Source organism: Humibacter ginsengiterrae, assembly GCF_054780115.1.
The window spans coordinates 84,431-108,595 of the sequence record NZ_BAAGWY010000008.1 but is presented as its reverse complement, the minus strand read 5'-3'; the positions used below and the strand labels follow the sequence as shown (position 1 = coordinate 108,595).

The window sequence follows — 24,165 nt, the reverse complement described above, 5'->3', positions numbered from 1 at the left end:
GTCGCGGCGAGGAGCTCGCCGGCCGCGACAATCGTGCCGCCGCTCACCGCTCCAGCGTGCCCGGGCGGAGCCGCCCTGCAACCTCGATGGTCGGCCACCGCTCGTCGACCGTGATCGGATCGATGAGCGGCGCATCGGGAGTCCCGGCCAGCAGCACGGTGTCTTCGACCTTGGCGCCGCGCACCCATGGATTCCAGGTGAAGGCTTGCCCGAGTCGCGCGAGATCCGTTGTCGACGGCGTCGCACGCGGGTCACGGCCGTTGTAGCCGGCTGCACCGCCCTGGTGATGGCGCTGCCACTGGGCGGCGTCGAACCCGTTCGCTGGGTACGCGGCCGCGATCGTGGCGAGCACGTCGCTCAGCGGGGCATCCGGAACCGTCGCATCGAACGCGGCGGCCTCGACCTGCAGGATGCGCCGTTCGGCATCGCGCTCGCCTTCGGTGAGCGGCCCGAACGACACCCACCGGCTGAGGTTCGCGATGAGCCCGTCGCGGCGCGCGCAGATCACAAGCATCGCGCGGCGGCCGATCGGGGCATCCGTGGGCAGCGGGTGGGGGAGGGATGCCCGCGACTCACCCGCGACCAGCAGCACGAGCGGATCGGAGCCGACGGCCACCAGCCGCTGGGCTGTCTCTGCCGCAACCCGCCGCTCGGACCAGGTCGGCTCGGCGTCGAGTAGCACGTCAGTGGCGGCTTTTGCGGCATCCGCGCTCAATGAGCGGAAGCGCTGTCGCTCACCCGGAAGCAGCACGGCCCGTGCTGCCCGGAGTTCGGCATCCACGTCCTGTTCGCGCAGCGCCCCTGCCGAAGCGAGCACAGCCAGCGGCTCGAACCACGCACGGTCGTGCACGACGACGCCACTGGGTAACTCCTCGGCGACGAGTCGCGCGGTCTCGTTCGAGGTGACGAACACCTCGTCGGTGTCGCGTGCGACACGCACGGCGACGATCGGATCGGCCGCCAGGCTCACGCCGAGCCGGCCGCCGTCGAGGTACCACGACACGGCGGCGGCGCTCGTCAGCAGAACGGAGTCTGCCTCGCCAGCGCGGTCGAGGATGTCGAGCACTCGCGCACGCTTCACGGCCCGGTCGGAGGCGCGCTGGGCCGAGGTGTCGTGGTTCGATGCCGCCGGACCGGCCGTCGCGGTCATGATCGGCTCCCCCCGATGAGCGTTGCGAGCTCGCCCGCCTCCGCCGGCGAGACGCTCCCGTCGACCACGGCCGCGCGGTACCTGCGGGTCAGGCCGTCCTCTGGGACCGGAGTGCGGGCATCCCATGCGACGGCCGATCCGATGCCCGGGTAGTCCCGCACGCGCACGAACCACGGATCCGCCGCCGTGACCTCGTCACCGCCAGCGAGTACGACGGATGCCCGCCCGTTGTGTTCGGGACCGGCCGTGAACTGCGCGCTGAAGGCCAGCCATCCGGCCACCGAGCCGTTCACGTCGTCTTCGCCAGAGGCATCCGGAGTGAAGACGCTCACTTCGGAGCAGTCGGGGAAGCGCCAGAAGAACCCGCCGTACCCAGCGCCGGCGCGGCCCTTGCTGCCCGGGCTGCCGAGAGACACGTCGTTCGCGACCGGCGTGAGGTGCACATCGACCTCGAGCGCCCACGCGTGCCGGTCGCCCCCGAACGCGATCGGACGCCAGCGGATGCTCCGCCGCTCCTCGAGTACTGCCTCGCCGTCCGGACCTCGCCAGACGAGTTCGTGCTCGACGCCGTCCCCGAGCTGCCCGGTCTCGAGCCGGTCCGTGCGCACCACCTCGATGCGCCCGTGGTCGTCGAGCGTCTCGTACCCGCTGTCGCGCACGTAGGTGCGGCCGCCCCAGAAGTTGACGCCTGTGGCATCCTGCACCGTGAACCCCACACCGCTGTGCCAGTCATGATCGGCCGCATGCGCCGCCGTGATGGTGACGCCGCTCAGCGTGCGCACCGGATGCAGGTACGGATGCGGGCTCGAGAACTCGATCGTGCCGCCGCCGTCGACCTCTTCTGCCACCAGCGTGCCGTCGACCTCGGCCGCGGCGATCACGCGGTCGACGCCGCGCATGGCCCACGGAACGCCCTGCTCGCTGAACGTGACGCCTGCCGCGGATGCCGCCCGCACCGACTCCACGATGCGGTCGACGATGGGGTACTCGTCGCCCTCCTCACCGTGCCATGTCACCTGGCGGGGATCGATCTTGGTCGGCTCCGGCGCCCGCCGCACCGCCTCCACGACGCGCATGAAAGCCCCGGTCGAGACAAGCGGCACGATGAGCTCCGCGCCGCTGCGCCGATGCTCGATGAGGTTCTCGAGCAGGTCGGCGCGATCGAACGTGCGCTGCTCGTCTCCGATGCTGACGACATCCGTCGTGTAGGAGAAGGTGGCGGATGCCCGCTGTCCGAGAACGGTCACAGTCGCGCCGCGATCTGGCTCGTCGTGCAACTCGGGTGGGGCGCACAGCGTGAGCACGCAGGTCACGGTCGGATGCCCTGGCCCGCTGATGCGGATGACGGACGTGTCGTCGGCCTCGATCGCGTTCGCCCGGTACAGCTCCGTCTCGACCCGGCTGACGGAGTCGGCGGTGTCGTAGCCTGCGATGCGGAGCGCGGTCGCGACAGCGTGCGCGAGCGGGTTCGTAGCAACGCCATCGACCACCGCATGGCCGTCGAGCGTGCGCCGGCCGGCCCACCTGGCGCGTGCCCAGTACGACTTCTTGCGGCTCCATAGGCCGGTCGCGCTGACTCGTTCAGTGAGGCCGAGGTCGAGATCGTCATCCTTCAAGGCGGCGATAGCGGCCGACCCGAGGCTCTGGAATCCCACCTGCACGACACGCCGGGTCTCGCGCTGTACCTCCAGCAGCCGCTCGAACGCCGCCATCGTGGGCACCGGCGGCTTCTCGAGCAGCACGTCCGCGCCGGCGCGCATCGCGATCTCCGCGAGGCGTTCGTGCGTGTCGAGGGGCGTCGCGACGATGACGATGTCGGCCCTGTGCCGGGCCAGCGCGGCGGTCAGGTCGGCGTAGATCGGGATGCCGCCGTCGCTGTCGCGCTGCGCAGCAACGGCGGGGTCGACGAGGGCCACGATGACGAGGCGCCCGGCCTCCGCGAGCCGACGGGCGTTCTCCAGATGCAGGCGCCCGTAACCGCCGACTCCCGTGATGACCACGTGCGGCGCTGGAGCGGAATGTGTCTCTGGCATCGGCGACCTCTCTGTCATGGCGCTGTCGTCTCCATCATGCTGCCAACTCTCCATCCTGCCAGAAAGCGCTTTCCCGCGCGAGCGAATGCCCAAGCATGCCGCGAAATCGCGGTCCGAATGTGTCGCTTCCGTCGCGGATAACGGCACCTCCGGACCGCAAGTTCGACACCGAGCTCAAACGTTCGATCGCGAGGACGCTACCAGCGCTTGGTCGTCTGGTTGGCCGCCGGTCGGCGTCGGGCGGGCCGGCTGCCGTGTCGGAATCCGCTGAGGTCATTCGACGTGTGCATGTACCCGATCGCCGATCGGCCGGAGGAGGAACCATGTACGACACGTTGCGCGGCCGCAAGGCGCCGAGTCCCGCGTTGCGGCGCGCCCGCGTCGCGGTCTTCGCGGTCTTCGCGTCCGCCGGATTCCTGGTGGGCATGTGGTCGGGCACGATCCCGCTCGTGGCGGCGGGCGCCGGAGTCTCGGCGGGCGGCCTCGGAGTGGTCATCCTGATCAGCTCGGTCGGAATCGTCGCCGGCGCCCAGGTCGGCGGCCGCGTCCAGGGTCGGGCGGGCAGCGTGGTGCTCTGCATCGCGGGGCTCGCCACGGCGTCGTTCGGTGTGCTGGCGATGGGGTTCGCGGGGGATGCCGGCGTGCTCGCCTGCGCCATGACCATCGTCAGCTTCGGCATGGGCCTGAACGACGTCGGCATGAATCTGCAGGCGGTCGTCGTGGAACGCGCATACGAGAAGCCGATCATGTCGGCGTTCCACGCGTTCTTCTCGCTGGGCGGCGCGGCCGGCGCGCTCGCCGTGCTCGGCACGGCCGCGCTCGGCTGGACCGTGCGCCCGCAGCTCGGTCTCGCCGCTCTGTTGTGCACGATCGCGGTCTCTGTCGCCGGCGGGTGGCTCGTGCGCCCCGCGGTCGAGGCGGCCAGCAGACCGCGCTCCATCGTGAGCGCAGCGGATGCCGTGACATCCGTCGGCGAGGATGCTCGGGCATCCGGAGGCGTGCTCGCTCCCACTACGGGTGGCGACATCCTCCTCGGCCCCGCAGGCTGGCCCGAGTTCGCGGCGGATGCCGCCCATTCCACGACGTCAACCGCACGACCCCGGCGGCTGCCCGTGCGATGGACCCGGGTCGCCGTCATGCTCGGAGCGTGCGCGCTGCTGCTCATGTTCACCGAGGGTGTGGCGACCGACTGGAGTGCACTGCAGCTGACGCAGGCGTTCGGTGCGGCCGCCGGCCTCTCCGCCTTCGGATACGGAGCATTCGCTGTGGCGATGACCGGCGGACGTCTCGTCGTCGACCGCGTCGTCGCCGTGCTGGGTCCGGTCGCGGTCGTGCGCGGCGGAGCGCTTCTCGGTGTGATCGGTCTCGCCGCCGTGCTGGTCGCCCCATCGCTGGGGGTTGCGCTCGCCGGCTGGGCTCTGCTCGGGGCCGGCCTCTGCGGATGCGTTCCGCAGGTCTTCAGCGCTGCCGGCAACCAGCCGCACTCCGGGGTGGTGCTCTCGCGCGTGCTCACCTTCGGTTACGTGGGCATCTTCGGCGGCCCAGCGCTGATCGGATTCGTGGCGAACGCGACGAGCGTCACCGTTGCCCTGATCGCGCCGTTCGCGGCACTCATGCTCGCCGCGCTCCTGGCCGGAGCCGTTCGTCGCACCCCGCGCGAATCGCCGGTCGAGATCGGGCCGTCGGCGCCCGTTCCTGCGCGTCCCGACCCAACATGACGCGGGATCCGTCGTCCGCCAATCGCCGAGGATGAAGGCGATGAGCTTGGGCGAGCGGATGCCTACGCCTTCTGCGCGGCCGCCTCGTCGCCCTCCATCTCGGCCAGCGCCATGCTGCGCGTGGGCTGCGCGAACGTGAACCGCAGCCGGCGTTCGGTGAACGCCAGGCGCATCCCGCGGTAGCGCACCATGTAGTACACGCCGACGGCCGCCGCCAGGATTCCGGAGGCCCCGCCCACCACGAGCGCCCATCGCGGTCCGAACGCGTCGGCCACCCAGCCGACGATGGGGGCGCCGATCGGGGTGCCGCCCATGAAGATGGCCATGTAGATCGCCATCACACGGCCACGCACCACGGGATCGGTGGAGAGCTGCACGACGCCGTTCGCGGTGGTGTTGAACGTCTGAGATGCCACTCCCACGACGGCGAGCATCGCACCGAAGGCCCAGTAGCTGGGCGCGGCGGCCGCGGCGACGCACCCGATACCGAAGACCACACCGGCCACGGAGAGCAGCGACCCGCGCGGTTTCTCGCGCCGCGCGGCCAGCAGGGCGCCGACGACCGATCCGATCGCCATGACGGACGACAGGATGCCGTACTCGCCGGCGCCCTGATGGAACACGGTGCTCGCCATGCTCGCGACGAAGATGGGGAAGTTCAGGCCGAACGTTCCGACCAGGAACACCATCGTGAAGATGGTCAGCAGGTCGGGGCGCCGGCGCACGTAGCGGAATCCCTCGACGAGGCTGCCGCGGGAGCGTGCGGCGCGCTTGGTGACATGCAGCCGGTCGCGCCGCATGAAGTTCAGCGAGGCGAGCACCGCGGCGAAGCTGACTGCGTTGAGCAGGAAGACCCACCCGGCACCGACGGCAGCCGTGAGGAGGCCGGCGACGGCGGGGCCGACCAGTCGGGCGGCATTGAACGACGCCGAGTTGAGCGCCACTGCGTTGCCCAGCATCTTCGGCCCGACCAGGTCACCGACGAACGTCTGACGAGCCGGCGAGTCGAACGCGGCGACGATGCCCAGAAGCAGCGCGAAGAGGTAGACGTGCCACAGCTGCACGATGCCGGTCACGGTGAGGATGCCCAGTCCGAGTCCCAGCAGACCCATCGCGCCCTGCGTCGCCATCATCAGCTTGCGGCGGTCCAGGTGGTCGGCCGCATACCCCGTGATCGGCAGCAGGATGAGCTGCGGTCCGAACTGCAGCGCCATCACGACGCCCACCGCGAGTGCGTCGTTGTGGGTGAGCTGAGTCAGTACGATCCAGTCCTGAGCGGTGCGCTGCATCCACGTTCCCACGTTGGAAACGAGGGCCCCGGCGAACCAGATGCGATAGTTCACCGCCGAGAGCGATCGGAACATCGCGCTCACGAGTCGGCCAGTTCCCGCATCACCTCGGCGGCGTCGGCCAGCAGCGAACGCGTCTCGGAGGGCAGCTTCGCCAGCCGGCGGTCCAGCCATGCGTCCCGCCGCCGGCGTGTCTCCTTCACGAGGTCACGGCCGGCGTCCGTCGGCACGAACAGCACCTTGCGTCGATCATCGGCGGACGCCCGCCTCACCACGTAACCCGCGGACTCCAGCTTGTTGACGGTGCGGTTCATCGAAGGAGGCGTCACGCGCTCGTGGTCGGCGAGCTCGCTGAGCGTCTTCTCGCCCTCGCGATGCAGCAGGGCGAGCACGCTGTACTGGCCGTCGCTCAGGGCCCCGTCGGCCTTCTCGGCCCGGATGCGCCGCGACAGCCGGGCGACAGCGACCCGCAGGTTTCCGGAGAGCTCGTGGGTCGTGATGCGCCGGGGGGCGGGTTCGGTGCGCACCTCGGCCGCGGGTCCGGAGATCGTCGGCGCTGCAGAGGTATCGGCCCGTGCTGCGGTCGAGATCGGCGGAGTCATGATGTTTAGCATAGCAAATTAGCCAGGCTAAGTATTTCGCTCCGTTCGGTTCCGCCGGACAATGAGGTTCAACGCTTCGTGACGACAAGGGTGGGTCAGACACCCGAAGGGAGACCTCATGAGTTCCGACGAGAAGCGGGGCCGCATCACCATCGATCTGTTCAGCACCCTCGACGGAGTACAGCAAGCGCCGGGTGGTCCGGAGGAGGATCCGTCGAACGGTTTCCGGTTCGGCGGCTGGCAGGCCCCATTGAACGACCCGGCCGTCGGCGAATGGGTCATGGCGGGAATGGAGGGCATGGACGCCCTGCTGCTCGGCCGCCGCACCTACGATATCTTCGCCGGGTACTGGCCGCATCACACCACCGGCGAGGCCGAGGGCGTGATCGGACGCCTCTTCGACGGCATCCCGAAGTACGTGGCGTCGCGGGGAACACCGCGGCTCGACTGGCAGGGCTCCAAGCAGCTGGGCCCCGATGTGCTCGCCGATGTGGATGCTCTACGCGACAAGCACAGGAATGTGCACGTCATCGGCAGCATCGATTTCGCCCGCACGCTGTTCGACGCGCAGCTCTTCGACGAGCTGAAGCTCTGGGTCTATCCGTTGGTGCTCGGCACGGGCAAGAGCCTCTTCGAGGACGGCACGGTCCCGGCGAGCCTGAGGCTGCTGGCGCCGGCCGAGACGTCCTCGAACGGTGTGGTGCAGCTGCGCTACGCGCCGAACGGTGAGCCGACAGTGGGCGACATGACCGTCTAGCTGCGAGAATCGCCCCGTGCCGAGCTTCGAAGACGAACAGGGTGTGACCGTCACGTACTACGCGTGGCGGGTCGAGCATCCGCGAGCCGTGGTGCACCTGGTGCACGGGCTCGGCGAGTACGCCACCCGGTACGAGCCGCTCGTGAACATGCTGAACGAGAACGGCTTCTCGGTATACGCGGCCGACCAGCGCGGACACGGTCGGACCGGCCTCGGCCAGTGGAACGGCGACCACTCCAAGCTTGGCCGGCTGGGCCCGGGCGGCCTGCGCGCGGCGGTGGACGACATCCGCTCTCTGAACGGGATCATCCGCAAGGAGAATCCGGACGTTCCGCTCGTGCTCCTCGGGCACAGCTGGGGCTCGCTCATGGCCCAGATGCTCGTCAACCGCCACGCCGAGGAGGTCGACGCGCTCGTTCTGACCGGAACCGCGTACCGCACGCCGCTGCGCATGGAGGCGGGCGACCTCAACAAACACCACAAGGCACTCGGCACCACCGGATACGAGTGGCTGAGCCGGGACCCGCAGGTCGCTGCCGACTTCGCCGCGGATCCCCTCACCTTCGATGCGAAGGTGCTGAAGCTGTTCGGCGTCGTCGACGGCCTGCGACTCTACGGGCGGCCCGCGCGGGGCATCCGCGACGTTCCGCTGCTCGTCATGATCGGCGAGGAGGACTCGCTCGGCGGTCCGGCGAGCGCACGGATGCTCGTGGCCGCCTACAAGCGCCGCTCCGGCTTCTCGGACACCACGCTGGTGATCTATCCGGGCGCGCGGCACGAGGTGTTCAACGAGACGAACCGCGACGAGGTCGTCGGCGACCTCGTGCGCTGGCTGGATGCCCGGTTCCCCGCCCGGGTCTGATCGCGCGGAGCGCCGGCGCGCATCCGTAGGGTGGAACCATGCACGGTGAGTACAAGGTTCCCGGCGGCAAGCTGGTCGTCGTCGACTTCGACGTCGTCGACAGCGCGATCGCGGACTTCCACCTGTCCGGTGACTTCTTCCTCGAGCCGGACTCGGCGCTGGAGGCCATCGACGCCGCGGTGAACGGCCTCTCGGCGGAGGCCGACACGGCCGCCATCGCGGACGCCATCCGTCGTGCTCTCCCGGCGGATGCCGCCCTGCTCGGCTTCTCGCCGGAGGCGGTGGCCGTCGCCGTCCGCCGCTCGCTCTCGAATGCGACGGCGTGGCGCGACTACGACTGGTCCATCGTGCACGCCAAGGCGGTGCCACCGCGCCTGCATCTCGCTCTCGACGAGGCGCTGAGCAATTCGCTCGCGGCCGGTCATCGCGGTCCGACGTTGCGCATCTGGGAGTGGGACGAGTCCGCCGTGGTGATCGGCAGCTTCCAGTCCGTGAAGAACGAGGTAGACCCTGACGGCGCGGCCCGATACGGATTCGACGTGGTGCGCCGTATCACCGGCGGCGGCGCCATGATGATGGAGAAGGGCAACGTCGTCACGTATTCGCTGTATGTTCCGGCCGACCTCGTCTCGGGCATGAGCTTCGCCGACAGCTACGCCTACCTCGACGACTGGGCGCTCGTCGCCCTGCGCTCCCTGGGAGTGGATGCCACGTATAAGCCGCTGAACGACATCGCCAGCCCGCAGGGCAAGATCGGCGGCGCTGCGCAGAAGCGGTTCAAGAACGGTGCCGTTCTGCATCACGTGACGATGAGCTACGACATGGACGGCCAGAAGATGACCGAGGTGCTGCGCATCGGCCGGGAGAAGATCAGCGACAAGGGCATCGCATCCGCCGCCAAGCGCGTGGACCCGCTGAAGGCGCAGAGTGGTCTCAGCCGTGCGGAGATCATCGACCGCATGAAACAGACATTCACCGAGCTGTACGGCGCACACCCCGGCGACATCACCGACGCCGAATACGCGGATGCCGAGCGCCTCGTCGCAGAGAAGTTCGGCACCGACGACTGGCTCTACCGGGTGCCCTGACACCAGCGCTCATCCAGCGCGGCGGCGCACCGTGCAGGCGACTCCTAGACGTTCGCTTATACTATCGGCGTGGGTTGGTGGATACTGCTCGGCGTGGTCGCCGTCGGGGTGCTGCTGTGGGTGGCCCATCGGCTCGGCTGGATCGACCTCAGCGACAAGAGCCGCAACTCCTCCAAGGGCGGGTCGTCCAGGGGCGGCGGCGCTCTGCTGATCGGCGACGAGGTCTTCGCGCCGGCCAAGTACGAGGCACAGCTCGAGCTCGACGCACGCGCTCGTCTGCCCGTGCCTTCACCCGTCCCCGGCGACGGCGACAAGGGTATTTTCGGCAACGGACCGGTGCGCATCCGCCTCGATGCCGACGGCAATCCGCTGCACTGACCGTCGCGTCGCCCTTCGCACGTCGTCGCCGCCCGCGGCATGATGGGCGGATGGAGTCCCAAGCCGCGCTGAACGAGATCGCGTTCCTGCTCGAGTACGACCTCGCGCCGCGGTTCAAGGTGCAGGCGTTCCGGCGTGCGGCATCCGCGATCGATGGCATGACGGATGCGCAGCTTCGCGAACGCATCGCGGACGGCCGGCTCTCCCGCACGAAGGGCATCGGCGACCGAACGTTCCAGGTGATCTCGCAGGCGGTCGAGGGCGCCGTGCCCGACTACCTCGTCGCGCTGCGCGACGCGCGCCCGGAGCGGCCCGACTCTCCGCTGGCAGCGCAGCTGCGCGGAGACCTGCACACGCACACCGAGTGGTCGGACGGCACCGTGCCGATCGCGGCGATGGCGGACGCGGCCACGGCCCTCGGCCGCGAGTACATCGCCATCACCGACCACTCGCCGCACCTCACAGTGGCGAACGGCCTGAGCGTCGAGCGGTTGCAGCAGCAGCTCTCCGACATCGAGGCGTGGAACCGTTCGGCAGACGGCGGCGTGACGCTGCTCAGGGGAATCGAGGTGGACATCCTCGAAGACGGCACCCTCGACCAGACCCGCGACATGCTCGGCCGCCTCGACGTGGTCACCGCGAGCGTGCACTCGAAGCTGCGAGCGGATGCCGCGACCATGACCGCGCGCATGCTCGGCGCGGTGCGCGATCCGGCGACGAACGTGCTGGGCCACTGCACCGGTCGACTGGTGAAGGGCTCGCGCGGAACCCGTCCGCAGTCCGAGTTCGACGCCGAGAAGGTGTTCGCGACCTGCGCGGCGGAGGGCGTCGCGGTGGAGATCAACTCGCGTCCCGAACGGCAGGATCCCCCGGACGACCTCATCGCGATGGCACTGGACGCCGGATGCCTGTTCAGCATCGACAGCGACGCTCACGCTCCGGGGCATCTCGCCTTCGTCGCCCTCGGCGCGGTCCGTGCAGAGGCGGCAGGCGTGCCCGCCGACCGCGTGGTCACGACGTGGCCGCTGCCGCGCCTCCGGGACTGGCTGGAGTCCCGGCGAGCTGACTCTCAGCCGGCGCTTTGAGACGCCTTCTGCAGGTCCTGGTACTCCGGATGCCGCTGCATCCACGACCGCACGTACGGGCACAGCGCAACGACCCGCAGGCCGGCACCGCGCGCGTCATCCAGCGCCGCCTGCACGAGATCGCCGGCGAGTCCCTCTCCCTGGTGCCCCTCGTCGACCTCGGTATGCGTGAACACGATGTGGTCGTCGAACCTCTTGTAATACGCAGCGCCGACCATCTGGCCGCCCAGCTCGATCACGTAGCGGGAGGCATCCCGGTCGTCGCGCACCTGTGCACTCATGTCGCCACCATAAGCACAGCTGGCGGGCAAGGGTGCGAGAACCGGCGACAATGGAGCAATGCCCGCGTGGTCTCCCGACAGCCCGAACACCGTGTTCGAGGCCGATAACCTGGCGGTGCTGCCCACGCTTCCGGATGCCGCGTTCACCCTGATCTACCTGGATCCGCCGTTCAACACCGGTCGCAGGCAGGAGCGCCGTACGGTGACCGCGGTGCGCAGCGACGCCACCGGCTCGATAGCCGGATTCCAGGGTCGCGGCTACGAGCGCATCCGCGGCGACCTGCTGTGCTACGACGACCGATTCGACGACTACTGGGAGTTCCTGGAGCCCAGGCTGATCGAGGCGTGGCGGCTGCTCGCCGACGACGGCACCCTGTATCTGCATCTCGACTACCGCGAGTCCCACTACGCGAAGGTGCTGCTCGACGCGCTGTTCGGGCGGGCATCCTTTCTCAACGAGATCGTCTGGGCATACGACTATGGAGCGAAGTCGAAGCGCAGGTGGCCGGCGAAGCACGACACGATCCTGGTGTACGTGAAGAACCCGCGCGGCTACCACTTCGACTCGGAGTCCGTCGACCGCGAGCCCTACATGGCACCCGGTCTCGTCACGGCGGAGAAGGCGTCGCGCGGCAAACTCCCCACGGACGTCTGGTGGCACACCATCGTCACCACGACCGGCAGGGAGAAGACCGGCTACCCCACACAGAAGCCGGAGGGGGTGGTGCGGCGCATGGTGCAGGCATCCTCTCGCCCCGGCGACTGGGTACTCGACTTCTTCGCAGGCAGCGGCACGACGGGTGCAGTGGCAGCGGCCCTGGACCGCCGCTTCGTGCTCGTCGACAGCAACCCGGAGGCGATCGCCGTCATGCGCGCCCGCTTCGGGGGGATGCCCGACGTCGCCTTCGTCTAGGCGGGTGCGGTCGATCGCCGGATGACTCTACCGATGCAGCGATCCGGCTCAGCTCGAGCCGCGCACGATCAGCCGGGTCTTCAAGATGGTCGCGTGCTCCACAGGATCGCCCTCGATCAGACGCACGAGCTTCTCGGCCATGGCCGCGCCGAGTTCGGTCATCGACTGGTGCATGGTGGTGAGCGCAGGGGACGCGGCCGATCCGAGCGCGTCGTCGTCGTATCCGACCACGGCGATGTCGTCCGGAATGCTCAGCCCCGCCTCGGCGATCGCGGCGTACGCGCCCAGCGCCATCTGGTCGTTGGCGGCGAAAACGGCGTCGATGGGAACTTTGCGAGCCAGCAGCCGGCGCATCGCCATCGCTCCGGATGCCGGTGAGAAGTCGCCCCACTCGATCAGCGTGGTGTCCAGCCCGGCCTTCGTCATGGCCCGTCGCCATCCGAGTTCGCGATCGAAGCCCGCCGGCATGTCGGCGGGACCGGCGATCGTGGCGATGTTCCTGCGCCCGCGTTCGATGAGGTGCTCGGTCGCGCTGAAGGACCCCTCGATGTTGTCGACGTCGACGTAGAAGCTCTCGACGGTGTCGGCATCGCCGTCATAGCTGTGCAGTGGTCGTCCGCCGAACACGACGGGGACGGCACGGCCGAGTCGAGCGTAGGAGTGGTCGCCTGAGTGATGCGAGACGACGAGCGCGCCGTCGATGTTGCCGCCGGTGAGGTAGCGGCGCGTCTTGTCCGGATTGGCTTCGGATGCCACGACGATACCGAGCGTGTAGTCCGTCGTAGCGAGGTACACGGCGACGCCCTGGATGATCAGCGCGAAGAACGGGTCGGCGAACACACGGGTCGTCGACTCCGGGATGACGAGCGCGATGGACTCGGTGCGCCGGCTCGCGAGCGAGCGCGCGGCGCGATTGGGCACGTAGTTCAACTCGGCTATGGCGTCGTTGACCGCTTTGAGCAGGTCGGGCTTCACCTTGGGCGATCCGTTCACGACCCTCGACACGGTCGCGCGCGAGACTCCGGCCCGCGCGGCCACCATCTCGAGCGTCGGCGCTTGCGCCTGCGCTTTCACGCCCATGTCGCCCCTTCCCCGCCCGAACCTATCGCGATTCCGTGGCAGGGGCGACCCGTAGGGGTCACAAAATGATCGCGCTCTCACGCAGCTGCTCCCGCTCGCCCACCTCCGGCGCACGAAAACGGGACAGATCGCTCCGCGTGCTACGATGTCGCGACTTCGCCGGGGCCGGCGCTGTGCCGACCGCGGTGCTCGTGCTTCTGCTCTGCGTCGGCCGCAGCGGGCCGAGCGTGTCGGCCGTGCTCGGGCCTCGACTCGTTGTCCGCGCTCGGCTCGGCCACCGACACCGTGCCGACCGGAACGAGCCCCGGTTCGGCCTCCTCGTCGGGCAACGCCAGCGAGCCTGTCTCGGTGGCCGCTTCGTTGGCGAGCATCGCCTCGTCGTCGGCTGCCTCCTGCAGCGCCGACTTCGCCCGAAGCGGCGGCGTCTTGAAGAACAGCGCCAGTACGAACGCGAGCAGCACGACGCACATCGCCACCCAGTAGACGGTCACGGCCGAGGCGTTGAAGCCCACGAGGAACGGCTTGGCCAGCCGCTTGTCCGCGTTCTTCAGGAACGACGTGTCGTTGATGTCGTTGCTGTTCACCTTGGAGCCGCTGGACTTCTTCAACTGCTTCTGCACCGCAGGCACAACCGTCGTGTCGACGAAATCGTTGCGCTGCGAGGCGTTCGAGAAGTCGAGCGAGACTGTTCCGTTCGAGTCCACCCGCGCGACGGGCACCTTCTTCTGGATCTGCGTGATCACGGCCTGCTGCGTCTGCTGAACGGCCTGTGCCTCGGCCGCCGCCTGAGCCTGCGCGGGAACCCTGCCCGCCGCCACGGCAGCGTCGACACCGCTCTTCGCGGCTGCGGTCGCCTTGTCCATCGTGGTCTGGAGGCCCTTGGTCGTCTCCGTGGTCACGTTCTTCACGATCGGGTTGTAGATCGTGCCCATGATGCCCTTGTTCTCCGGAGCCTTCGCCACTGAGGGATCGAAGGCCGCCTCGAGTGCGGGGGTCAGCGTCGACTTTTCGTTCAGGGAGCTCTGGATGTTCGTGGGCATCACCGCGAACAGCAGCGAGATGAGCACGGCAGTGCCCAGCGTTCCACCGATCTGCCGGAAGAACGTCGACGCGCTCGTCGCCACGCCCATGTCGCGCAGACCCACGGCGTTCTGGCTGGCGATGGTGAGCGTCTGCATCATCTGCCCGAGCCCCAGGCCGATGAGCAGCATCGCCCCGGCGGCGAACCAGTACGAGTAGTCGTACTTCATGAAGGTCAGCCAGAAGAATCCGCCGGAGAGCAGCAGCGTCCCGAGGATCGGGAACTGCCGGTAGTGGCCGGTGCGGGCGATGATCTGCCCGCTGGTGATGGATGCGATCATCAGGCCGAGGATCATCGGCAGCAGTTGAAGGCCGCTCTCCGTCGGATTCGACCCGAGCACCAGCTGTAGGTAGAGCGGGATGGTCAGCATGGCGCCGAACATCCCGAAGCCGACGAGAACGCCGATGATCGTGGCCATCGAGAACGTGTTCGAGCGGAACAGCTTGAGCGGGATGAGCGCGTCATCCTTCATCAGCATCTCGACGATGATGAAGCCGACCACCCCGACGGCGCCGATGACATAGCACGCGATCGCGGAGGGGCTGCCCCAGCCCCAGGCACGGCCCTGCTCGGCAATCAGCAGCAGAGGCACCAAGGCGACGATCACGCCGGTCGCACCCCACCAGTCGATGCGCACCGAATGGTGGTTGTGCCGCGGAAGGTGCAGGAACGCGATCACGATGAACAGCGCGATGATGCCGATCGGCACGTTGATGAGGAACACCCAGCGCCATCCGGCGATCCACAGGATCTGGTTCGCGCCGGCGAAGAGACCGCCGATCAGCGGCCCGGCGACGCTCGAGATGCCGAAGACCGCGAGGAAGTAGCCCTGGTATTTGGCGCGCTCGCGCGGGGCGAGGATGTCGCCCATGATCGCCAGTGGCATCGACATCAGGCCGCCCGCGCCCAGGCCCTGGATGGCGCGGAACACGGCGAGCTCGATCATCGACTGCGAGAACGAGGACAGGATCGAGCCGATCACGAAGATGATGATCGCCAGGATGAACAGCGGCCGGCGCCCGAAGATGTCGGACAGCTTCCCGTAGATCGGCGTGGCGATCGTGGAGACGATCAGGTAGGCCGTGGTCACCCAGGCTTGGAGGCTCAGGCCGTGCAGGTCGTCGCCGATGGTGCGGATGGCCGTTCCGACGACGGTCTGGTCGAGTGCGGAGAGGAACATGCCCGCCATGAGCCCGAAGATCACGAAGAGGATCTGACGGTGCGTCATGATCGGTGCTTTGGGCGCTGACGGCGCTGACGTGGCGGCTTCTGACATTGATCCCGTACGTTTCTGCTGAAACAGCTGGTGGCGACACGAAAGCGAAGACGGGCCGAACGGCGGTCTCCGCCGTCGTTGGCGTGTGAAGAGTTGTCGGTGCTGAGAAATTTGCGGTGACTGCAAATTTACACCCGAGAAGTGTGCGCGTCGAACCATAGCAGTTCCTGAGTTCCGGTGGCCGAGTCCATACAGGACCCACCGAGGATTCCAAGGAGCACGCGGTACCGTCGATCACGCCATGTCGTACCCCCCGAATGAGTCGCACACGCGCATCCGCTCCCGCATTCCTCGCGCTTCCGGCCGCCGCGTCCCCGGTGTGCGGGCGGCTGTGCTCGCTGTGGCGGCGGCATCCGCGCTCGTTCTCACCGGATGCACGGCGCACACCGCTCGCACCGCCGACGCCACGCGCGCCGCGGAGCACACCGCTGCTTCGTCGCCTTCGGTGACGGCGGTGTCGCCCGCGCAGGCATCCGTCGTGGGGCAGAAGGTGACGATCACGGGCACCGACCTGCAGAACGTCAAGGCCGTGGCGTTCGGTTCGGCGAGTGTGCGCGTGCTCTCGGCGAGCGCCGACAAGGTCGTCGCCCAGGCGCCGGCCGCGGCCAACTATCAGCCCGCGACAGTGGGCCTGAAGCTGATCGGCAAGACGGGCAAGACGATCGCGACCAAGCCGGGTGCTCTGGAGTACACGGCGGCGGGCGGCGTGGCCGCGCAGTTGGAGTACGCGCTCGCGCACTGGCAGAACTACAACACGGCCGAGTACGGCAACCTCAACCCCGACGGTGGCGACTGCGCCAACTTCGTCAGCCAGACGCTGATCGCGCGCGGCTGGACCATGAACGACGACTGGTACAACCACGAGGCGGGCGACGACTGGAGTCCGGCGTGGGGCTACGTTCCCGCGATGGATGACTACTTCTCCGAGAACGCCGCAAGCCTCGGTCTCGAACAGCTCAGCTTCTCGCAGGCCGACCGCGCCAAGGTCGCGCTCGGCGACATCGCCGTCTTCGACTGGGACGGCGACGGCTCGCCGGATCACGTCGAGGTCGTCGACCGCATCACGAAGGTGAACGGCCAGTACAAGATCGAGCTGGCCAGCCACAACGACGACTACGCGTACCGCGACCTCGACGAGACGATCACGACGCAGCACCCGGGCGCGACCGGCCACTTCTGGCACCTGACCCGCTGAGCAGCGCGGCCTGCGCGGCTACGGTCGCTGCTCGAGTCGCGGTGAAAGGCGAAGCGGTCAATAGTGCACGTAGACGTCGGTGCCGTCCGGCGTCCAGTCGTAGAGCTGCTCGGCGAGACTGATCGGCATGCCGACGCATCCGTGGCTCATCGGATGCCCGAAGTTGTTGTGCCAGTACACGCCGTGGAAGGCGTCGCCGTTGTAGTCGAAGTACATGACCCACTGCACGTCCGGCACGACGTAGCCGTACTGCGTGCTCGACATCGTCTGAACCCTGATGTGGTCGCGAACGGTGAAGTGGCCGGTTGGTGTCGGGGTTCCCGGAAGCCCCGCCGAGATGGCCCATGAGCCGACGACAGCGCCGTTCTGCATCATGTAGAGGCGCTGCGAGCTGAGGTTCACCTCGATGCTGCGCTGAAGGTTCGTCGTCTGGAACGGCGTCTCCGTCACCGGCAGGCGGTACTCGGCGTTGCCGTCGCTGAGCTGAGTGGCGAATGAGCGCGCCACCATGCTGGTGTTCCCGAGCGTGCGGCCGGTCTGGCCGGCCGTGTCGACCCGCAGCACCGCGCCCGTGGCGTCGACGACGTCCTGCGCGTTCGCCGGCTGCCGGTTCACCTGGCCGGGCAACGCGTCGACCGCAGTCTGGATCTTCTTCTGATCGGCCGCGATCGAGAAGCTCCCCGTGCTGTCGTTCGATGTCACGGTCAGCCACGAGGCGGCGACGTCTGGTGCAACTGGCACGGTGCGCTCCGTGCCCACGTAGAAGCCGATCGTGGCGAGCATGCCGTTGAGCTTCTTGGCGGTCGCCTCGGCGGTGGCCGTGCTGATCGGTGGCAGGGCGTCTGTCTTCGTCGTGCGCACGGCGACATGGTCGATGTCGCGGCTGAACGACTTCTGCAGCGACCGCGCGAGCGCAGCCGTGTTCACCCGGATGCCGGGCGCGGCCGGCTTCACGACGTAGGCGCCGTTCGCGAATGAGACAGTGGCATCCGTCGGCTTCGTGTACAGGGCGGGGAGCGCCTGCTGCAGCACCTTGTCGGCCTTGCCTGTCTCGAGCGTCACGGGCGCCTGAATCCGAGCGCCGAACCAGGTGCCGATGTTCCACAGCGGCCGGTCGGCGAGTGCCTGGTTCGTGAGTCCGGCGGCGTCGACCTGCACGCCGAGCTCGCGCCCGGTCATCCTGGTGCCGTTCACGCTGATGGTCGTGTCGGCGAGGCGCTGTGAGACCATGTTCGCCGCAATACTCGGCGGCAGTCCGCCCACGGGAACCCCGGCGACGGTCGTTCCCGGAGCGATCAGCAGGGTGAGCGCCGCACCTAGCAGCACGACGAGCGCGCCGCCGGCGATCCAGAGCCAGAGGAACCGTCGCTTGCGCTTCGGCTTGCTCGTCGCCTGGAGCGTCTCGGCAAGACGCGTGCGCGTCGCGTCCGGCGCGTTCGCGCCGTCGCCGACGACAGGATCGTGTGTCAGTTGATCCGTCACGGCTGCCTCGTTCGCTCGGTGACCCCCCGCTGGGCGAAACGTCAACAGAGAATATAATGGCGCGCCGCAAACGGCAACTGGTCTGTCTATCCGATAAGCGAGCCGTTGTGCATCCGTTATGTCGATGGCCGACCTCAGCGTCCGCTCAGAGCGCGGCACGCCGAGCCGGCGCACAGGCCCCGATCGATAACGTCGACGGCATGGCGCAGACGAGACGGCGAAGCAGATGGTGGCGGCTCGCATCCGGTTTCTCGGTGGTCGCCGTGCTCGCGCTCGCCGGATGCGCCGCCGGGCCCGCCCCGCTTCCGGCGCCGATTCAGAAGCAGCTCGACTACGCGCTCGCGCATTGGGACCACTACAACACGAAGGTCTACGGCGACCTGAATCCCGTCGGCGGCGACTGCGCCAACTTCGTCAGTCAGACGCTGATCGCGCGAGGCTGGAAGATGAACGACGAGTGGTACAACCACGACGCCGCGGAGGAATGGAGTCCGGCATGGGGCTACGTTCCCGCGATGGACAACTACTTCGCCGCGAATGCGAAGTCGCTGGGCCTCACGGAGTACCCGTTCGACGAACGCTCGAAGATCGCGGTCGGCGACATCGTGGTGTTCTCCTGGGCCGGAACCGATGAGTACGACCATGTCGAGATCGTGAGCAAGGTCATCGACACCACCGTTGACGGCAAGAAGCACGTCGACATCAAGATGGCCGGCCACAACAGGGACACCGAGTATCGCGACCTCGACTACGTGCTTGACAAGGAGTACCCCGGCGCATCGGGCCATTTCTGGCACGTTGCGCTGCCGCCGACGGCCTCGCCGACGCCATCCAAGTAGCGGCCCGCCCGGCGAGTGACACCAAGTGGTGTCATCTGGTTCGCACGAACGCTTGACGTGACACCATTATGGTGTCACCATGGTGTCATGCAGTTGGAAACCTATGTCGAAGAACTCCAGCGTCAGCTCGTCGCGGCGGCCGCCGCCGGCACGGACGAGACGCGTGAGACCGCCGAGCGCCTGACGACGGCGCTCGACGCGGCCGCGCGGCTCATGCTGATCGAAGCGCTGAGCGCGGCTGCGAGTGAGATCACGACCGAGCTGACACCGGGCTCTGTCGATCTTCGCCTGCGTGGTCGCGAGCCCGAATTCGTCGTGATCCAGGCTCCGGAGTGGTCGGAGTCGGTCACCCCGGCGGCCGCACAAGCACCAACCGCACCAGCCGCAGTGGAGGGCGAGGACGCGTCGACGACGCGCACCACGTTGCGCCTTCCAGATGAGCTCAAGGCGCGCGTCGAAGCCGCCGCCGCGCACGCCGGGGTTTCCGTCAACACCTGGCTGGTGCGAACGGTAGCCGCCGCGCTGGACGGCGGAGCCTCGCGGCCCGTTGCGCGGGAGACCAGCGGCAAGCGCGTCACCGGATGGGTTCGGTGACGAAGGTGAGCAAGGAATCCGGCGGCAGCGCAGCATCCATCATTTCCACCTCGAGTCAGGCATCTCGAATACGCAGGGGAGAGCCATCATGAACACGGAGTACGAAACACCGGAGCCCATCCAGGTGGTGCTCGACATGCTCGTCGTCGTCAGCCTGACGGTCACGGCCGCCGACACGAAGACGACGACCGTGTCGATCCGGGCCGGCGATCCGACCAAGAAGGACGACGTGCGAGCCCTCGGCGAGGTGAGCGTGGACTTCGTCGACGGCGTGCTCGGCCTGCGCATCGCCCGCACACTGCGCTACTACACCTGGTTCAGCGGCAGCCCGCGGCTGACCGTGGACATCACCGTGCCGACCGGCTCAAGTCTTGACGCCAAGCTCGGCGCAGGCAACGTCGAGACCCAAGGCGTGCTCGGCTTCTGCATCGCCCGTACCGGAGCAGGCGAACTCCGGATCGAGCAGGCCGGCAGGACCACGCTGCACAGCGGCGCCGGCTCGATTCAGGCGGGTCGGATCGCTGGTCCGCTGCAGGTCACGAACGGTGCCGGATCCATTCGGGTCGGCACGCTGGATGGCGAGGGGAACGTCAAGAACACGACGGGCAACACCACCTTCGGCGACGTCGAAGGACCGCTCACGGTGAAGTCCACGACGGGCAACGTCGTGATCGAACAGCTGAACGGCTCGGCCGAGATCAAGTGCGCACACGGCGAGGTGCGCATCGACCGGGTCGGCACGGGCGAGGTCAAGATCGACGGAGGTTACGGCTCCATCGAGGTCGGGGTGCCCGAGGGCACCGCCGCGTGGCTCGACATCGCCTCACGGCACGGGCAGGTGCGCAACGAGCTCGAGGCGGCGTCCGCTCCGGTCGATACCGACCGCACCGTGGCCATCACAGCGCACGCGGACTACGCCTCCATCACCATCCGTCGCCCGCTGGGTTAGTACCACACCACACCACACACCACAGGTACCGCCCGAGGTGGGCGGTGATCGTCGCGCCCGAAAACGGGGGCGACGACGAGAGAGAAGGAAACCACCATGACAACCACCGCAATCCAGTCCCCTGCGATCCACGTGCAGGGCCTGGTGAAGTCTTACGGAAAGCTGGAGGTGCTGCGCGGCGTCGACTTCGACGTGGCACAGGGAAGCATCTTCGCGCTGCTCGGCTCGAACGGGGCGGGCAAGACCACGGCCATCCGCATCCTGTCGTCGCTGCTGCACGCCGACGGCGGAACCGCCAGCGTCATCGGATACGACGTGTTCAAGCAGGGCGCCGACGTGCGCAGGTCGATCAGCCTGACCGGCCAGTTCGCCGCCGTCGACGAGATCCTCAGCGGACGCGAGAATCTGGTGCTCATCGCGAGGCTGCGTCACGTGAAGCAGCCCGAGCGGATTGCCGACACGCTCCTCGACCGGTTCTCGCTGACCGACGCGGGCGGCCGACGCGTCTCGACCTATTCGGGAGGCATGCGGCGCCGGCTCGACATCGCGATGAGCCTCATCGGCAACCCGCCGGTCATCTTCCTCGACGAGCCGACAACGGGCCTCGACCCCGAGGCCCGTATCGAGGTATGGGATGCCGTCAGGGAGCTCGCCGCGGGCGGCGCGACCGTGCTGCTCACCACGCAGTACCTCGACGAAGCCGAACAGCTCGCCGACCGCATCGCGATCCTGCACAAGGGCCGGATCATCGTCGACGGCACGCTCGCCGAGCTGAAGGCCATGCTGCCGCCGGCGAAGGTCGAGTACGTCGAGAAGCAGCCCAGCCTCGAAGACGTCTTCTTCGCGATCGTCGGCGACAAGGGCGACGAGCCGGCGGATGTCGGCACCAGCAACGACCAGAACAAGTCCGGCGTCCGCGCCGGCGCCAACCAGAAGTAGGCGAGGACCATGACAACGACGACAACGCAGTTCGCGACCGGATCGCGGGCATCCACCGGGTCGCACTTCTTCGGCGACACCGCGGTGCTCACCGGGCGCACGCTCAAGCACATCACGCGCAGCCTCGACACCATCATCACGACGGTGATCACCCCGATCGCACTCATGCTGTTGTTCGTGTATGTGCTGGGTGGAGCGATCCAGTCCGGTTCCAGCAACTACGTGAACTATCAGCTCCCGGGCATCCTGCTCATCACCGTCGCCTCGGGCATCGCCTACACAGCCTTTCGGCTGTTCCAGGACATGCAAGGCGGCATCTTCGAACGGTTCCAGTCCATGCCGATCGCGCGGTCCTCCGTGCTCTGGTCGCATGTGCTCACGTCGCTGGTCGCCAACGTCATCTCGCTGGCGGTAGTGATGGGGGTCGCATTTCTGATGGGCTTCCGAACCGGGGCGAACGTGGGCGCCTGGCTGGCCGTGGCGGGCATCCTGATCCTCTTCACGCTCGCGCTCACCTGGGTCGCCGTGATTCCCGGCCTGACCGCGAAGAGCGTGGACGGCGCGAGCGCCTTCTCGTACCCGCTCATCTTCCTGCCGTTCATCAGCTCGGCGTTCGTGCCCACCAGCACCATGCCTGGCCCGGTGCGCTGGTTCGCCGAATATCAGCCAGTGACGCCGATCGTGAACACAATCCGCGCCCTGTTCGCCGGGCAGCCTGTGGGCAGTGATATCTGGATCGCGCTGGCGTGGTTGGTGGGCATCCTGGTCGTCGCGTACGTGTTCGCCCAGGTGATCTACCGGAAGAAGATCTCGTAGGGCGGTCGGTCGAGAACCCGGTCGGCTGAGAACAGGCAGATCCCGCGAGAACAGGCGGAATCTGCCTGTTCTCGCGCGGAGAGCGCGATCATGCCTGTTTTGGGCTGGGGCTGGTTCAAGTGCAGGGGCGGCTAGGCGATCGCGGCGTCCACGATGCTCTTCGCCTCGGACTGCACCTGCCGCAGGTGGTCTTCGCCGAGGAACGACTCGGCGTAGATCTTGTAGACGTCCTCGGTGCCGCTGGGGCGGGCGGCGAACCAGGCGTTCTCGGTCACGACCTTCACGCCGCCGATCGGGGCGTCGTTGCCGGGGGCGCGGGAGAGCTTCGCGGTGATGGTCTCGCCCGCGAGTTCGGTCGCGGTGATGGTGTCGCCGTCCAGCTTGCCGAGCTTCGCCTTCTGCTCCTTGGATGCCGCGGCATCCACCCGCTGATAGACCGGATCGCCGAACTGTTCCGTGAGCTCGCGGTACAGCTGCGAGGGGCTCTTGCCCGTGACGGCGATGATCTCGCTGGCCAGCAGGGCGAGCAGGATGCCGTCTTTGTCGGTCGTCCACGCGGTGCCGTCCATGCGCAGGAACGATGCGCCGGCGCTCTCCTCGCCGCCGAACGCGACGGAGCCGTCGACGAGGCCCGGCACGAACCACTTGAACCCGACCGGTACCTCCCACAGCCGCCGGCCGAGCGAGTCGGCGACGCGGTCGATGATCGAGGACGACACCAGGGTCTTGCCGATCGCGGCATCCGGTCGCCAATCGGGCCGGTGCGTGTAGAGGTACTGGATGGCTACGGCGAGGTAGTGGTTCGGGTTCATCAGCCCGCCGTCGGGCGTGACGATGCCGTGCCGGTCGGAGTCCGCGTCGTTGCCGGTGAGCACGTCGAAGTCGTCCTTGTGCTTCAGAACGGATGCCATGGCGGACGGGCTCGAGGGATCCATGCGGATCTTCCCGTCCCAGTCCAGCGTCATGAATCCCCACTGCGGATCGATCGCCGGGTTCACGACCGTGAGGTCGAGGCCGTACTTCTCGCTGATCAGCGACCAATAGTGGGCGCTCGCGCCGCCGAGCGGATCGGCGCCGATGCGCACGCCGGCCTTCTTGATGGCATCCACGTCGATGATGTTCCGCAGGTCGTCCACGTAGTGCTCGCGGAAGTCGTAGGTGGCGACACCGCTCGGCTCCGCCCTGTTGACGCCGCTCAAGCCGTCGGCGATGAGCTCGTTGGCACGGTTCGCGATCCAGCTCGTGGCATCCGTGTCGGCCGGTCCGCCGTGCGGCGGGTTGTACTTGAAGCCGCCGTCGCGGGGCGGGTTGTGGCTCGGCGTGACGACGATTCCGTCGGCCTGTGCGCCGTCGGGGTGGGCCCGGTTGTGGGCGATGATCGCGTGGCTGACAGCCGGTGTCGGCGTGTAGTCGTCGTACTCGTCCATGAGCACGTCGACCCCGTTCGCGACGAGCACCTCGAGGGCCGTGGTCTGGGCCGGCATGCTGAGGGCGTGGGTGTCGGCGCCGATGAAGAGCGGTCCTGTCGTGCCCTGCGACTGCCGGTACTCCACGATCGCCTGCGTGACGGCAGCGATGTGGTCCTCGTTGAAGGCCGTGTCGAACGCACTGCCGCGGTGACCGCTGGTGCCGAACACTACCCGCTGCTCCGGCACTGAGGCATCCGGTTTCAGCTCGTAGTAGGCGCGAACGAGCGCCTCCACATCGATCAGGTCTGCTTCTGTTGCTGGAGTGCCTGCGCGATCCGACATGCGACCA

General features: G+C 68.0%; 22 protein-coding genes. 13 read left to right on the top strand and 9 right to left on the bottom strand.

The features are described from left to right. Positions 1 to 43: 43 nt before the first annotated feature. On the bottom strand, positions 44 to 1,150 hold the full coding sequence (locus tag ACYVII_RS11460) for a M24 family metallopeptidase (protein ID WP_460535055.1): 1,107 nt from the start codon (positions 1,148 to 1,150) through the stop codon (positions 44 to 46). Beyond that, a complete protein-coding gene (locus ACYVII_RS11455) occupies positions 1,147 to 3,183 on the bottom strand; it encodes a DUF6807 family protein (protein WP_460535053.1) in 2,037 nt (678 codons plus the stop codon). The genes ACYVII_RS11460 and ACYVII_RS11455 overlap by 4 nt, the downstream gene beginning before the upstream one ends. A gap of 323 nt (positions 3,184 to 3,506) precedes the next feature. Between ACYVII_RS11455 and ACYVII_RS11450 the strand changes: the two genes are divergently transcribed. Next, positions 3,507 to 4,901: an MFS transporter gene (locus ACYVII_RS11450; protein ID WP_460535051.1), complete on the top strand. Its 1,395-nt coding sequence runs from the start codon at positions 3,507 to 3,509 to the stop codon at positions 4,899 to 4,901. 62 nt (positions 4,902 to 4,963) lie between these two features. Here the strand turns inward: ACYVII_RS11450 and ACYVII_RS11445 are convergent, their stop codons facing one another. Together ACYVII_RS11445 and ACYVII_RS11440 are read right to left on the bottom strand one after the other, a co-directional pair. Beyond that, positions 4,964 to 6,265, bottom strand: a complete 1,302-nt coding sequence (locus ACYVII_RS11445; RefSeq protein WP_460535168.1) for an MFS transporter — start codon at positions 6,263 to 6,265, stop codon at positions 4,964 to 4,966. A gap of 5 nt (positions 6,266 to 6,270) precedes the next feature. Then, positions 6,271 to 6,792 carry a MarR family winged helix-turn-helix transcriptional regulator gene (locus ACYVII_RS11440; protein ID WP_460535049.1) on the bottom strand — a complete coding sequence of 174 codons (522 nt, stop codon included), beginning with the start codon at positions 6,790 to 6,792 and terminating at the stop codon, positions 6,271 to 6,273. Between the two features lie 118 nt (positions 6,793 to 6,910). On the opposite strand from ACYVII_RS11440, the gene ACYVII_RS11435 reads away from it, so the two are divergent. The 5 genes from ACYVII_RS11435 (at position 6,911) to ACYVII_RS11415 (ending at position 10,962) form a co-directional block, all read left to right on the top strand. Then, complete coding sequence (locus ACYVII_RS11435) at positions 6,911 to 7,549, top strand: dihydrofolate reductase family protein (RefSeq protein WP_460535047.1); 639 nt, start codon at positions 6,911 to 6,913, stop codon at positions 7,547 to 7,549. A 16-nt stretch (positions 7,550 to 7,565) separates the two neighbouring features. Further along, complete coding sequence (locus ACYVII_RS11430) at positions 7,566 to 8,411, top strand: alpha/beta fold hydrolase domain-containing protein (protein WP_460535045.1); 846 nt, start codon at positions 7,566 to 7,568, stop codon at positions 8,409 to 8,411. Positions 8,412 to 8,449: 38 nt separating this feature from the next. Beyond that, entirely contained in the window at positions 8,450 to 9,499 is a 1,050-nt protein-coding gene (locus ACYVII_RS11425; protein ID WP_460535043.1) for a lipoate--protein ligase family protein, read from the top strand. 69 nt (positions 9,500 to 9,568) lie between these two features. Beyond that, positions 9,569 to 9,877: a hypothetical protein gene (locus ACYVII_RS11420; protein WP_460535041.1), complete on the top strand. Its 309-nt coding sequence runs from the start codon at positions 9,569 to 9,571 to the stop codon at positions 9,875 to 9,877. Between the two features lie 50 nt (positions 9,878 to 9,927). Continuing rightward, the gene (locus ACYVII_RS11415; RefSeq protein WP_460535038.1) at positions 9,928 to 10,962 is read left to right on the top strand and encodes a PHP domain-containing protein; all 1,035 of its coding nucleotides are present in this window, start codon (positions 9,928 to 9,930) and stop codon (positions 10,960 to 10,962) included. On the opposite strand, the gene ACYVII_RS11410 is transcribed toward ACYVII_RS11415, so the two are convergent. Then, a complete protein-coding gene (locus tag ACYVII_RS11410; protein WP_460535036.1) occupies positions 10,947 to 11,243 on the bottom strand; it encodes a GNAT family N-acetyltransferase in 297 nt (98 codons plus the stop codon). The genes ACYVII_RS11415 and ACYVII_RS11410 overlap by 16 nt on opposite strands. Before the next feature lie 58 nt (positions 11,244 to 11,301). On the opposite strand from ACYVII_RS11410, the gene ACYVII_RS11405 reads away from it, so the two are divergent. Beyond that, a complete protein-coding gene (locus ACYVII_RS11405) occupies positions 11,302 to 12,156 on the top strand; it encodes a DNA-methyltransferase (protein WP_460535034.1) in 855 nt (284 codons plus the stop codon). Between the two features lie 48 nt (positions 12,157 to 12,204). Here the strand turns inward: ACYVII_RS11405 and ACYVII_RS11400 are convergent, their stop codons facing one another. Next, entirely contained in the window at positions 12,205 to 13,236 is a 1,032-nt protein-coding gene (locus ACYVII_RS11400) for a LacI family DNA-binding transcriptional regulator (protein ID WP_460535032.1), read from the bottom strand. A 140-nt stretch (positions 13,237 to 13,376) separates the two neighbouring features. Beyond that, entirely contained in the window at positions 13,377 to 15,545 is a 2,169-nt protein-coding gene (locus ACYVII_RS11395; protein ID WP_460535029.1) for an MDR family MFS transporter, read from the bottom strand. A gap of 289 nt (positions 15,546 to 15,834) precedes the next feature. On the opposite strand from ACYVII_RS11395, the gene ACYVII_RS11390 reads away from it, so the two are divergent. Further along, positions 15,835 to 16,788, top strand: a complete 954-nt coding sequence (locus ACYVII_RS11390) for an amidase domain-containing protein (protein WP_460535027.1) — start codon at positions 15,835 to 15,837, stop codon at positions 16,786 to 16,788. 57 nt (positions 16,789 to 16,845) lie between these two features. On the opposite strand, the gene ACYVII_RS11385 is transcribed toward ACYVII_RS11390, so the two are convergent. Continuing rightward, positions 16,846 to 18,270 carry a L,D-transpeptidase family protein gene (locus ACYVII_RS11385; RefSeq protein WP_460535025.1) on the bottom strand — a complete coding sequence of 475 codons (1,425 nt, stop codon included), beginning with the start codon at positions 18,268 to 18,270 and terminating at the stop codon, positions 16,846 to 16,848. A 200-nt stretch (positions 18,271 to 18,470) separates the two neighbouring features. On the opposite strand from ACYVII_RS11385, the gene ACYVII_RS11380 reads away from it, so the two are divergent. The 5 genes from ACYVII_RS11380 (at position 18,471) to ACYVII_RS11360 (ending at position 22,407) form a co-directional block, all read left to right on the top strand. Further along, complete coding sequence (locus ACYVII_RS11380; protein ID WP_460535023.1) at positions 18,471 to 19,109, top strand: amidase domain-containing protein; 639 nt, start codon at positions 18,471 to 18,473, stop codon at positions 19,107 to 19,109. Between the two features lie 87 nt (positions 19,110 to 19,196). After that, a complete protein-coding gene (locus ACYVII_RS11375) occupies positions 19,197 to 19,703 on the top strand; it encodes a toxin-antitoxin system HicB family antitoxin (protein WP_460535021.1) in 507 nt (168 codons plus the stop codon). Between the two features lie 88 nt (positions 19,704 to 19,791). Further along, complete coding sequence (locus ACYVII_RS11370; protein WP_460535020.1) at positions 19,792 to 20,652, top strand: DUF4097 family beta strand repeat-containing protein; 861 nt, start codon at positions 19,792 to 19,794, stop codon at positions 20,650 to 20,652. A 96-nt stretch (positions 20,653 to 20,748) separates the two neighbouring features. After that, positions 20,749 to 21,591 (top strand): ABC transporter ATP-binding protein, encoded by an 843-nt coding sequence (locus tag ACYVII_RS11365; protein WP_460535018.1) that lies wholly within the window; start codon positions 20,749 to 20,751, stop codon positions 21,589 to 21,591. Positions 21,592 to 21,600: 9 nt separating this feature from the next. After that, entirely contained in the window at positions 21,601 to 22,407 is an 807-nt protein-coding gene (locus ACYVII_RS11360) for an ABC transporter permease (protein WP_460535016.1), read from the top strand. Between the two features lie 131 nt (positions 22,408 to 22,538). Here the strand turns inward: ACYVII_RS11360 and pgm are convergent, their stop codons facing one another. Continuing rightward, complete coding sequence (gene pgm, locus ACYVII_RS11355) at positions 22,539 to 24,158, bottom strand: phosphoglucomutase (alpha-D-glucose-1,6-bisphosphate-dependent) (protein ID WP_460535013.1); 1,620 nt, start codon at positions 24,156 to 24,158, stop codon at positions 22,539 to 22,541. Positions 24,159 to 24,165: the final 7 nt, after the last annotated feature.

Bases quoted from the DNA above. Each gene is read 5' to 3' on its own strand.
- ACYVII_RS11365 (WP_460535018.1), top strand. From the start codon at position 20,749: ATGACAACCACCGCAATCCAGTCCCCTGCGATCCACGTGCAGGGCCTG.
- ACYVII_RS11455 (WP_460535053.1), bottom strand. From the start codon at position 3,183: ATGCCAGAGACACATTCCGCTCCAGCGCCGCACGTGGTCATCACGGGA.
- ACYVII_RS11360 (WP_460535016.1), top strand. From the start codon at position 21,601: ATGACAACGACGACAACGCAGTTCGCGACCGGATCGCGGGCATCCACC.
- ACYVII_RS11400 (WP_460535032.1), bottom strand. From the start codon at position 13,236: ATGGGCGTGAAAGCGCAGGCGCAAGCGCCGACGCTCGAGATGGTGGCC.
- ACYVII_RS11440 (WP_460535049.1), bottom strand. From the start codon at position 6,792: ATGACTCCGCCGATCTCGACCGCAGCACGGGCCGATACCTCTGCAGCG.
- ACYVII_RS11450 (WP_460535051.1), top strand. From the start codon at position 3,507: ATGTACGACACGTTGCGCGGCCGCAAGGCGCCGAGTCCCGCGTTGCGG.
- ACYVII_RS11435 (WP_460535047.1), top strand. From the start codon at position 6,911: ATGAGTTCCGACGAGAAGCGGGGCCGCATCACCATCGATCTGTTCAGC.
- ACYVII_RS11375 (WP_460535021.1), top strand. From the start codon at position 19,197: ATGCAGTTGGAAACCTATGTCGAAGAACTCCAGCGTCAGCTCGTCGCG.
- ACYVII_RS11460 (WP_460535055.1), bottom strand. From the start codon at position 1,150: ATGACCGCGACGGCCGGTCCGGCGGCATCGAACCACGACACCTCGGCC.
- ACYVII_RS11390 (WP_460535027.1), top strand. From the start codon at position 15,835: ATGTCGTACCCCCCGAATGAGTCGCACACGCGCATCCGCTCCCGCATT.
- ACYVII_RS11405 (WP_460535034.1), top strand. From the start codon at position 11,302: ATGCCCGCGTGGTCTCCCGACAGCCCGAACACCGTGTTCGAGGCCGAT.
- ACYVII_RS11425 (WP_460535043.1), top strand. From the start codon at position 8,450: ATGCACGGTGAGTACAAGGTTCCCGGCGGCAAGCTGGTCGTCGTCGAC.
- ACYVII_RS11380 (WP_460535023.1), top strand. From the start codon at position 18,471: ATGGCGCAGACGAGACGGCGAAGCAGATGGTGGCGGCTCGCATCCGGT.
- ACYVII_RS11410 (WP_460535036.1), bottom strand. From the start codon at position 11,243: ATGAGTGCACAGGTGCGCGACGACCGGGATGCCTCCCGCTACGTGATC.
- pgm (WP_460535013.1), bottom strand. From the start codon at position 24,158: ATGTCGGATCGCGCAGGCACTCCAGCAACAGAAGCAGACCTGATCGAT.
- ACYVII_RS11395 (WP_460535029.1), bottom strand. From the start codon at position 15,545: ATGACGCACCGTCAGATCCTCTTCGTGATCTTCGGGCTCATGGCGGGC.
- ACYVII_RS11415 (WP_460535038.1), top strand. From the start codon at position 9,928: ATGGAGTCCCAAGCCGCGCTGAACGAGATCGCGTTCCTGCTCGAGTAC.
- ACYVII_RS11445 (WP_460535168.1), bottom strand. From the start codon at position 6,265: ATGTTCCGATCGCTCTCGGCGGTGAACTATCGCATCTGGTTCGCCGGG.
- ACYVII_RS11370 (WP_460535020.1), top strand. From the start codon at position 19,792: ATGAACACGGAGTACGAAACACCGGAGCCCATCCAGGTGGTGCTCGAC.